This window comes from Pseudogracilibacillus amylolyticus (SeqCode), assembly GCF_051918545.1.
Taxonomy (GTDB): domain Bacteria; phylum Bacillota; class Bacilli; order Bacillales; family Amphibacillaceae; genus Pseudogracilibacillus.
Genome location: NZ_JBPPZG010000147.1, coordinates 1 through 9,739 on the forward strand (window position 1 = coordinate 1; position 9,739 = coordinate 9,739).

A 9,739-nucleotide genomic window follows, 5' to 3' on the forward strand; every position below is an offset into this window, starting at 1 on the left:
AGTTGCATCATCTACTTTATTTCCTCCGCACGCAACAAGAGCAAGCACTGTTATTACACTGATCATCATTAGAACAACCTTTTTCATTGTAATTCTTCTCCCCTTCTTTTTAACCGTATACTATATATGAAAACTGCAAACGCGGTTATTGCTACCATTATTTCCTGAACTAGAAGTAAATGACCTTTTGAAACAAATAACGGTAAAATCCCCACTGATGCATCTACAAAGCCATGGAGAGCAATCGCAAGCAAAACGTACTTGAAGTTTTTTCGCACGACACCTTGAAGTACAATAATAGAAAGTCCGATATGTAGTATCATTGCAAATAAACGCTCTATCCCACCAACAAAAAACAATTCACTCTGGAAAGTCATTGTTTGTGTAAATAATAAAGCTATAGCAGGTACACCAACAAGTAACACCGCTTCAATACCGCCATGCCCAGCTCCAAACAAAAACCCAGACTGCCAATCCCGTTTTGACATCAAAAAGCGCATAAAAATAAACCGAGCAACCTCTTCAAAAATCCCTGCCGATAAACCAATCATTATTGTAAAAATGACAGGTTGAGTTTTGCTAAACATTATAAATTCAGTACTGTTTTTCCCTAAATACTCCAACAACGGAATGCGTAACAAGATTTGTGATCCGACAAAAGCCAGAACTCCTAACAGATATGCAGCAAGGTTCTTTCTATAACATGCGTACACAAACAAAGCCAGTGGTAATCCAATACTGACAACTATTGCAAAAATAAGACCACTCATTGATCCACCTCTACATGGCAGTATAGTACATTCACTTTAAAAGATATATCGTTTTTTCCTATTCGGTTCATTTATATTCATATTTGGTCATTTTTTTTAGTATCAATGTTTGCGAAAAATAGGGAGATTTAACAGCTGTTTCAAGCGTTGCATTTTCTATTTTATCAATCATCCGCTTTACCGAAAAAAGCCCATAACCTTCGTTTTCTTCTTTGCTAGAATAGCGTTTCTCAAAAATTTTCTGCAAGTCAATCTTTTTATGCTGGCAACTATTTTTTACAATAAAGTATTGTTCTTTTTCCATTTCAAAAAAAGCTATTTGCAGTACTTTTTCTTTGCTATCAACCGCTTCTTCAATTGCATTATCTACCAAAATAGATATGACACGAATAAAGGAAATAACCGGCATCGCAACCTCCTTAATCTCCTCAGGTATATCAATCATCACTTTCACCTGTTGTTGTTTGGCAGCGATCACTTTCGCGCTTAACATACTTTTTACCTCAGGAATAGCAATCCGTGATAACTTCACAATTTCCAGTTCACGATTATTTATTAATGTGGAAGTTGGTGCAATGACGTCATGATAAATTTTTTCGATTTGTTTTATATTTTTCGTCCGGACTCCTTCATCTAATGCGAGCAATACATTTATATAATCATGGCGAAAACTAGCTAGTTCATCATGCATCAATTCTAGCTTCCTTACATAGTCCAACAATTCCTTGTCTGAACGCTCTTGTTGTTCTTCAAGTATTCTTTCTTTTGTTAAATGGGAGCCAATCAAAATGATTAATAGTAATAGTAGAAATAAAATAAAAGATGCAATATAGCTTACTTGTCCGTACTGTTGATTCAATGTGGACAGTAGTGCGGAAGAAGGCATTGATATAATTAATACCATGATAAGTCCAATGACAAGCAACACATAACTTATATAATAAAGAGGACTTTCAATAATAAACTGAGCAAATCGTTGAATCGACTTCCGCCAGAGAAGAATGCTTGTAAATATAATGATTGAAACAATAAGATGAATAACGCTCCCGGTCCAAATATATAAATTGTAGGGCGACAACATAAAAAGCTTCATGCCTAATTCCATGGCAACTAATTTTACTAAAGTAATGAGAACCATACTAACTAAAGCAAAAAATACATTTTGCATAAATGTTAGCTCGTCCTTCATCAGCCCTAAACTCAATAGAAAAATGAGTAGCATAATTATGTTAAATTCAGGATATCTTGTTACAGTCACAACAATACCAAGCAATATTGTAAAAATAATACTTAAAGAAAACACCATTTTATAAGATAAACGGTTGTAACGGATCAACTGAATATAAAGTAATACATGACTAACACCAATTAAAACGATCGCAACCAAATCATAGACATACATTACAATTCATCCTTTATTAGCTGCCTGACTTTTCGCACTAAACGCCTGGAGACTGGTATTTGTTTACCACTTTTTAAAACGAGCACCTTTTCTGAAACATTGTAGGAAGACATTTGCGTTTTATTAACAATATACGATTGATGGCAACGAAATAAACGATCATCTAACACTTCGATCTCTTTTAACGTTCCATAAAAGTGAATCAATCGATCTGTCGTTATTAAGGCTAAACGATGTGGCCCATCTGTCATAATGTATTCTACTTTACGAAACGGAACACGCACTGTCGTATGAGAGTTTTCTATAATAAGATGATCCGTAGTACTATCCATATTATTACGTGCTTGATAATGCAACAAGCACTGCTCAAAAGCATGATATCGTTTTTCGTAAGGTAAACCTTTATCTATAAACGTTAAAGCCGATACCATATATTGATAAGAGATTGGTGCAAACTCAGAATGTGTCGTTACAAAGACAATAATACCATCTGGGTCAAAATTCCTGATTTCTTGTGCAACTTCTAAACCTTTACGCTCTTCATCTTTAATTTCAATATCCAAAAAGTAAATAGGTACGTAAGTTGTCAAAGGGATTTTTTGTAGAATGTTCGCACTCTTACTAGTCACTTCGATAAAGTCATACGCCAATTGATGTTTTTCACATATTTTCCCTATCACTCGCTCCATCTGCTGAGCTTGAATCACATCATCTTCTAAGATAAAAATACTCATATTATCACTCACTTCAAATCTTCTAATAATAGCATACCACGATAAAACTTGTTCGTTGACTAAACCCTTCTTTAGCATCTAATTACTTGCCAATCAAAAAAAATAAGCTATTTCTCCAAAGAAATAGCCTTGATCTTAATTTATATGTATCAGATTTATTCTATTACTACGCCATCTGTCTCCATACTCTCCATTATTTCTTCAAATTCAGCTACTTCCTCTTCTGTCTTACTCCAATTTTCTGCATATATGTATGTTACATAATTAAATGTTACTTTTACAATCGCCTGCATGTTTTCTGTTTCATTCGTCACAAGATAATAAAAGCTACCCATCTGAGAAGCAGGCTGAATCACTTTCTCAATTTTTGCCTCGGCTAATTGAATGAAAAATGGATCGTCGATATTTTTTAAAATAACAGGTTCATAATCTTCTAACACAAATTCAGCAATCCGTTCTACATCATTTTCCTGTATTGATGCAAATAGGCCTTCAACAATTTGTTGATTCTCCTCGATCATTTCTTTATCTTCTGCCTCTTTTAGTTCTTGTTGTGCTTCACTTATCATGGATAACTTTTCTTCCGGCAAAACTTCTGGTTGTTGCGATTCATTTGGCATAAATATTCCAAAACGAACTATAGAGCCTAAAATCAATGCTCCAATCATCAGGTAAGATGGCCAGTTGCTATATTCTTTCATTGGTTGTGTTGATGGAGTCGGTGGATGATGCTCTTCTAGTGCTCCTTGTTTTGTTTGAGTCTGTGGGTGCTCTGTTGTTCTTTGGTTCGATTGAGCCGCCTTATCTTTCGTCTGTTCTTTAATCGTTGAGATATTTTCAGAATTCCATATTTTTGATAGTTGATCTTCTAATTCTTCGGATGATAACGTTGTGTTCTTTAGTGAAGCCGATTCATTTCCTTTTGCAACTTCCGTTTTCATTTCTTTTAGTGCAGCCTTTTGCGTCGCTTTTGTATTCTTTTTTATATTCTTTACTTCAGCTTGCGTAAAACCAACTTTTTTTAACATCGATTTTGATATTCTGGAACTTATAAACAGAATTAAAAAATACATGCCAAGAATAATGAAAAAACTCTTTCTTGAAATAAAATAGAGTCCTCCTAAAACTCCTAAGAGAATTATCACTAAAATGAGCAAAATTCCTATCTTTTCTCGGAATAACTTCCAAACAAAAGCTGTTGGGTATCTCAGTAATTTGACAAGAATATCGTTCATTCCTATTTTTGCACGAACAAAACTATTTCTAGTTGGATAAATTTTTTTGAAATGATCTCGAATCAACTCATTTTCCGGATCTATCCTCATAGCTTCATCTATCAACATTTGCGCTTTTTTATAACGCTTTAGTTGATACGCAATCCAAGCAAAATTAAGTAGCATGATACTATTTTCTGGATTTGCTTGTAAGGTCAATTGCTCATATTTTTCCGCTTCATCCAATTGATTCATTCCATATAAAAGCATCGTATAATTTCCTAAATATTGATCATTAAACGGATCAAGCCGAATTGCCTCTTGATAGGATGCCAATGCCTGCTCACTATTAACCGTTCTGTTTATTTCTGCATTTTGTTGATGAAAAAAGTGATTGCTTGGATAAAGATGGAGCCCTCTTTCAATCAGTTCTTTTCTCTTCTCTTCATTAACCTGAAATTCTTGATACACTTCCAACGCAAATTCAATGGCCAATTCTTCTTCAGGACCTTTTATTAACGCTTCATCTATCCAATCAAGTGTCTCTTCTTGTTGCTTCAATAAATAATAATGATAACTCATTAATATGTAACCCCGGAAATCTTCCGGATTATCCCGAATTATCTCTTCAGCAACAGCTTTTGACCTCTCTTCATCTCCATTACGAATGTAGAGTTTAATTAGATCTGCATTCGATTTTAATGATTCCGTCATGGATATCATCCTTTATTTCAAATTGTATTTATAAATATAATCAAGTACAGCTTGATATTCATTGTTAGCATCACTAAACGTGGCATAACTTTTAGCTGTTTTAAACCACTCAAGCGTTGTTGGCTGTCGTTTCTCCATTGCAGTTAATAAGTCCTGATTCGTTAATGGTTGAATTTCTCCTGTTTCAAAAGATCTAGCAATCGCAGAATCGACGGCGTCTTTTACTAAGTATTCTAAATCAGCACCCGAAAAATGCTCGGTATATTTGGCAACAAGATCTAACTGTAAATCTTGTTGTGGTTTATCTTTCGTTTTTAATGTTAAGATAGCTTTTCGTTCTTCAACATCAGGTGGGGGTAGAAAAATAAGTGAATTAAAGCGACCGGGACGTCTAAGAGCTGGGTCTAAATACCACGGTGTATTTGTCGCACCAAGAACATAGATCCCTTCATTATTTGAAACAGATCCATCCAATTCAATTAATAATTGATTCACAAGCATCCGGTCGTGATGGGAAATCATTTTTTGTCTGTTCCCACCTAATGCGTCCAATTCATCAATGAAAAGTACACACGGTGTTTTCTTTCGTGCATCTTCAAAAAACTCATGCATATTTTGTTCCGCTTCACCAGACCACTTTGATAGAATCGATTGCATTTCCAAATGAAGAAAGCGTGCATTAATTTCCCCTGCGACCGCCCGTGCCAAAAATGTTTTACCACAACCAGGAGGACCATAAAAAAGTAAGCCACCACCAACTTCCTTACCAAATGCTTTAAAAACTTCCGGTGACTGAATCGGCATAATAAAATCGGTTCTTATTTTTTTCTTAACTTCCTCGAGTCCACCTACATCTGCAAATGTCTCAATCTTTTGTTCTAATTCAACAATTTTATCTTGTTTTTTATCGTACGAAACGACCTTTAATTTATCACGTTGATTTTCTTGCATCATTTTATCCTCCTTCACCAACATAAGGTGAATATCATTCCACTTTATTTTAGCAGCTGTAAAAAATGGTAACAAGAGTATAAAGTACAATAATTGACTGTATCTGTACCACCCAAATTCCTATATTACTTTTGGAACAAGATTTCTCCGTTATAGATAGGTTCATTTATATAAGTAATAAAATATTAGCAACTCATCTTTAAGATTTAACAGTAATTCACTAGCAATTTATTAACATGCACAATGATCTTTACGAGCAACTGCCTAAAATCTTCAAGACGGCTTTTTAAATTGGATTCTTCGTTAAAATTCAAAGAGCTTTATTTTAACAACTAAAATCTTAATCCCTTAATAAATATGCGTAAACTTTATGAAATCGTGGAATAGTAGTTATAGAGGTGAATGAATGATGGCTTACATTTCTATTCGATTAGTAATTACGATAATCGTAATTATTGTATTAGCTTATATTCTTATTCGTTTTCGAGCGAATCGAAATTCCACAAGTAGTTCTCTCGATATTATGAAGGCTCGAATGGAAAGAGGCGAAATAACGGAAGAAGACTACAAACGTGCAAAAGAACGTCAAGGAAAAAAGTAAAACACCCCTTCCTCATTCTATATGAGAAAGGGGGCCAAATCTATGTCTACTTGCATGCGCTGATTTTTTAGGGTATTCGCTAAAATTTTTATATTTACGCCGATTTAAATGACGTTCGCGCTGAATTATTTGATTAACCACTGAATTACTAGATGATTTCGCTGAATCAATTCAGCGTATTGATATTATCCAAGGTGGTAGGAAAAATTAATACCCTAATTCCTCTTTTGCAATGTCTACAATGAATTTTAGTTTTTCCCATTGTTCTTCTTCTGTCAATTTATTTCCATGATGTGTTGATGCGAATCCACATTGTGGACTAATGCAAATTTGCTCTTTTGGGATGTACTGTGTTGCTTCTTTAATCCGTGCTTTAATATTTTCCTCATCTTCTAATTGACCTGATTTGGATGTAAATAAACCAAGGACAACTTGTGCTCCTCCGTTTGGAATAAATTCAAGTGGCTTAAAATCTCCTGAGCGATCATCGTCGTATTCAAGGAAAAAACCGTCCACTTTCTCTTTAGCAAATAGCGTTGGTGCAATTATGCCATAGCTACCTTCAAAGGCCCAGTTCGATCTGTAGTTCCCACGGCAAAGGTGAGTCGTTACATAAAGATCTTCTGGCTTTCCTTCGAGCACCCCATTTACTACTTTTAACGCCAATTCAATCAATTTCTCTCTGGAGTACTTGCCATCATTAAATGGAATGTCTGGGGAAGATAGTCCCGCAATATATACATCATCAAACTGAAGGTAACGTACGCCCGCATCATAAAATGCTTTTAATGCATCACGATACGTCTGAATAATGTCCTCTGCATATTCTTCAACATCAGGATAAATATCTTCATTCCGAATCCCTACATTAAAAAGTTGGTTCGGACTTGGGATCGTCTGCTTAGCAACTGCACGACCGTCAACAATTTCTTTGAATACAATAAAATCTTTAACATGTGGGTGATCTGAATTAAATGAAATTTTTCCAGTATTTCGTACGTTATACTTTTCTGTTTCTTCATTTCCGTGAAAAATATAGCCAGTTTCTGGTACATACCCTTCTATCCCATTTAAATGCTCAAGAAAATCAGTGTGCCAAAATCTACGTCTAAACTCTCCGTCCGTTACTGCAGACAAGCCTATTTCAATTTGTTTATCGACAATGCGTTTAATTTCTTTTGTTTCAATATCATATAACTGTTTTGCTGAAATTTTTCCTTCTCGAAAATCCTTTCTCGCTTGATGGATACTTTCTGGTCTTAATAAACTCCCAACATGATCTGCTTTAAATGGTGCTTTCGTTACTGTAATTGTCATAAAACATTTTCCTCTCCGTTTTCGTATTTAGTCTGTTTTTAAGGCATTGCGATATCGTTTTTTATCATTCCCCCGATTTCATTGGACTTTTCGGGGTTATTAACATCAAAAAACCCCTTCTTGAATCAAGAAGAGGTTAACACACGATAGTCTCTCGCTCTCCTTATCTTCAAGCATAAATGCTTCTGGAATTGGCACAGTACTTATAAAAAGTCTGTTGCCGAGGCTTCAAAGGGCCAGTCCCTCCACCTCTCTGGATAAGAAATTAAAACTATTTAACTGTGGTTTATAAGATATCGTGGTTTAGCATAAATGTCAAGAAAAATATACGAACCTTATATAAGTATATCTTCCTTCTTTGAAATATTATTTTTGGCAAGATACAATTAAAGAAGAGACAAAACTTTAATTTACTAGGAAGTACTAACTAATCTCTAAATAATTTAAACAGAAGGGATGCACAGTTTATGCATTTTCTTTTATATTTACTTGTTTTTATATCTTTTACAGACCTTTTTGCCCAATTGCCAATAACAAGCACTTATGCACAGAGCTTAGGTGCAGCAACCGGGTTCATCGGTTTTATCGTTGGAGCATATTCATTAACGAATCTATTTAGCAACGTGTTTGCTGGACATTTTGTTGATAATAAAGGGCCTAAAAAAGTCATGATTGTAGGGTTTTTACTAAATGGAATCATTTTATTTTTATATTCTGTCGTTACCTCTCCTGTCCAGCTCCTATTTGCCCGTTTTTTAAACGGGGTTACTGCAGGTGTTATTACTCCAGCAGCTTTTACTTATATAACTTTATATAATAAGGACAAAAAAAGTGGAAAAACAATGGCCTATGCAGGTGCGGCGGTAGGTTTGGCAGCGATCAGCGGGCCTGCCTTTAGTGGAATTATTTCATCTAAGGCTGGCCCGGAAATAGTTTTCGTGACACTTGCTGTCCTCATGATTTTAGGTGGTTTATTAACGTTACTATTAAAACCGCTTCATAAAGAGCAAAAAGCTGCAGAAAAAAAGGACTCATCATTAATCGATTACTTTCCTCTATTTAAAAATAAAGGATTAATTATTTCATTTGTCGGCGCCTTGTCTTTAGCCGCTTCTCAAGGCATTCTAGCCTATATGCTCCCTTTGAAAGTAACATCCTTACAAATGGAAGACCATATTAGCGGAATGTTAATGAGTATATTTGGAATTGTAGCTATTTTAATCTTTGTTTTACCAACCAATCGTGTATTCGATCGCTACCAGAGTCACAATGTTTTAGCCATTGGTTTACTATTCGTTGCATTTTCCCAAACATTTTCAAGTTTAGTTAACAGCTTGCCACTTCTCATCATTAGTATGTGCATTTATGGAGTCGGTTTTGCATTTATTTTCCCGTCGATGAGTGCACTGATTTCTGAACATTCCACAACGAATACTCGTGGAAAAGCTTTTGGTTTATTTTATGGTTTCTTTTCATTAGGTTCATTTTTAGGTTCATCTATAACAGGAATGTTCTCATTAACACCAGATCAAGGTTTTGTTAGTATTGCAATATATTTAATTATCGTTTGTATACTCATTTTTTTGGTGGTTAGGAAAACGAATGTTGACCATGCTAAATGATCTGTAAATGGACGAAAAACGCCAAGGTTAAAAATAAAACAACTCTTTCTCAGCGAATGCGAGAAAGAGTTGTAAATATACGTTCATTACGCATAGCCATTAAAAGAATATTTGACACTGATTTGTGCTTCAGAAAATATTAAACGCATTTACCAATTAATCAATCCCCTTATTAAACTAAAAAGACTATTACCGACAAAGAACTTTGCAGCCATTATGACGACTATGATTAAGATTGCGATGAATGTTCCCTCTCCTTTTTTCCCATTCATATCTCTACACTACTCCTCAAAGGACAAATTTATCGGCTCATCTAATAGATCAACAGAAAAATCAATATTAGTAGTCGGTACCTTATTATCCACTACCTCGAATTTAAGTTCATCCATCCATACTTGTCCTTTCCCTGCTAAT

Annotated in this window: 8 protein-coding genes, 1 pseudogene and 1 riboswitch; of the genes and pseudogenes, 2 read left to right on the forward strand and 7 right to left on the reverse strand. The window is 34.8% G+C overall.

Annotated features, from left to right (window positions below; all coding sequences use genetic code 11):
• Positions 1 to 83: 83 nt before the first annotated feature.
• The 5 genes from ACPYKA_RS14795 to ACPYKA_RS14815 form a co-directional block, all read right to left on the reverse strand.
• Positions 84 to 770 (reverse strand): YhfC family glutamic-type intramembrane protease, encoded by a 687-nt coding sequence (locus tag ACPYKA_RS14795; protein ID WP_479542986.1) that lies wholly within the window; start codon positions 768 to 770, stop codon positions 84 to 86.
• Positions 771 to 837: 67 nt separating this feature from the next.
• A complete protein-coding gene (locus tag ACPYKA_RS14800; protein WP_479542987.1) occupies positions 838 to 2,172 on the reverse strand; it encodes a GHKL domain-containing protein in 1,335 nt (444 codons plus the stop codon).
• On the reverse strand, positions 2,172 to 2,906 hold the full coding sequence (locus tag ACPYKA_RS14805) for a LytR/AlgR family response regulator transcription factor (RefSeq protein ID WP_479542993.1): 735 nt from the start codon (positions 2,904 to 2,906) through the stop codon (positions 2,172 to 2,174). The genes ACPYKA_RS14800 and ACPYKA_RS14805 overlap by 1 nt, the downstream gene beginning before the upstream one ends.
• 155 nt (positions 2,907 to 3,061) lie before the next feature.
• Positions 3,062 to 4,834, reverse strand: coding sequence for a tetratricopeptide repeat protein (locus ACPYKA_RS14810; protein ID WP_479542988.1), 1,773 nt, complete (start codon positions 4,832 to 4,834; stop codon positions 3,062 to 3,064).
• A gap of 12 nt (positions 4,835 to 4,846) precedes the next feature.
• On the reverse strand, positions 4,847 to 5,785 hold the full coding sequence (locus ACPYKA_RS14815; RefSeq protein WP_479542989.1) for an ATP-binding protein: 939 nt from the start codon (positions 5,783 to 5,785) through the stop codon (positions 4,847 to 4,849).
• Positions 5,786 to 6,191: 406 nt separating this feature from the next.
• On the opposite strand from ACPYKA_RS14815, the gene ACPYKA_RS14820 reads away from it, so the two are divergent.
• A complete protein-coding gene (locus ACPYKA_RS14820) occupies positions 6,192 to 6,386 on the forward strand; it encodes an SHOCT domain-containing protein (RefSeq protein WP_479542990.1) in 195 nt (64 codons plus the stop codon).
• A 207-nt stretch (positions 6,387 to 6,593) separates the two neighbouring features.
• Here the strand turns inward: ACPYKA_RS14820 and ACPYKA_RS14825 are convergent, their stop codons facing one another.
• Positions 6,594 to 7,703, reverse strand: coding sequence for a 5-methyltetrahydropteroyltriglutamate--homocysteine S-methyltransferase (locus tag ACPYKA_RS14825; protein WP_479542991.1), 1,110 nt, complete (start codon positions 7,701 to 7,703; stop codon positions 6,594 to 6,596).
• Positions 7,704 to 7,863: 160 nt separating this feature from the next.
• A riboswitch (SAM riboswitch) is annotated at positions 7,864 to 7,967 on the reverse strand.
• A 203-nt stretch (positions 7,968 to 8,170) separates the two neighbouring features.
• Between ACPYKA_RS14825 and ACPYKA_RS14830 the strand changes: the two genes are divergently transcribed.
• Positions 8,171 to 9,325: an MFS transporter gene (locus ACPYKA_RS14830; protein ID WP_479542992.1), complete on the forward strand. Its 1,155-nt coding sequence runs from the start codon at positions 8,171 to 8,173 to the stop codon at positions 9,323 to 9,325.
• A gap of 281 nt (positions 9,326 to 9,606) precedes the next feature.
• On the opposite strand, the pseudogene ACPYKA_RS14835 reads toward ACPYKA_RS14830, so the two are convergent.
• Positions 9,607 to 9,739: pseudogene (locus ACPYKA_RS14835) on the reverse strand (AraC family transcriptional regulator); the annotation flags it as partial.

Excerpts from the sequence above, each read along its gene's own strand:
- ACPYKA_RS14830 (WP_479542992.1), top strand. The coding sequence starts at position 8,171 with ATGCATTTTCTTTTATATTTACTTGTTTTTATATCTTTTACAGACCTT.
- ACPYKA_RS14800 (WP_479542987.1), bottom strand. The coding sequence starts at position 2,172 with ATGTATGTCTATGATTTGGTTGCGATCGTTTTAATTGGTGTTAGTCAT.
- ACPYKA_RS14820 (WP_479542990.1), top strand. The coding sequence starts at position 6,192 with ATGATGGCTTACATTTCTATTCGATTAGTAATTACGATAATCGTAATT.
- ACPYKA_RS14805 (WP_479542993.1), bottom strand. The coding sequence starts at position 2,906 with ATGAGTATTTTTATCTTAGAAGATGATGTGATTCAAGCTCAGCAGATG.
- ACPYKA_RS14795 (WP_479542986.1), bottom strand. The coding sequence starts at position 770 with ATGAGTGGTCTTATTTTTGCAATAGTTGTCAGTATTGGATTACCACTG.
- ACPYKA_RS14815 (WP_479542989.1), bottom strand. The coding sequence starts at position 5,785 with ATGCAAGAAAATCAACGTGATAAATTAAAGGTCGTTTCGTACGATAAA.
- ACPYKA_RS14825 (WP_479542991.1), bottom strand. The coding sequence starts at position 7,703 with ATGACAATTACAGTAACGAAAGCACCATTTAAAGCAGATCATGTTGGG.
- ACPYKA_RS14810 (WP_479542988.1), bottom strand. The coding sequence starts at position 4,834 with ATGACGGAATCATTAAAATCGAATGCAGATCTAATTAAACTCTACATT.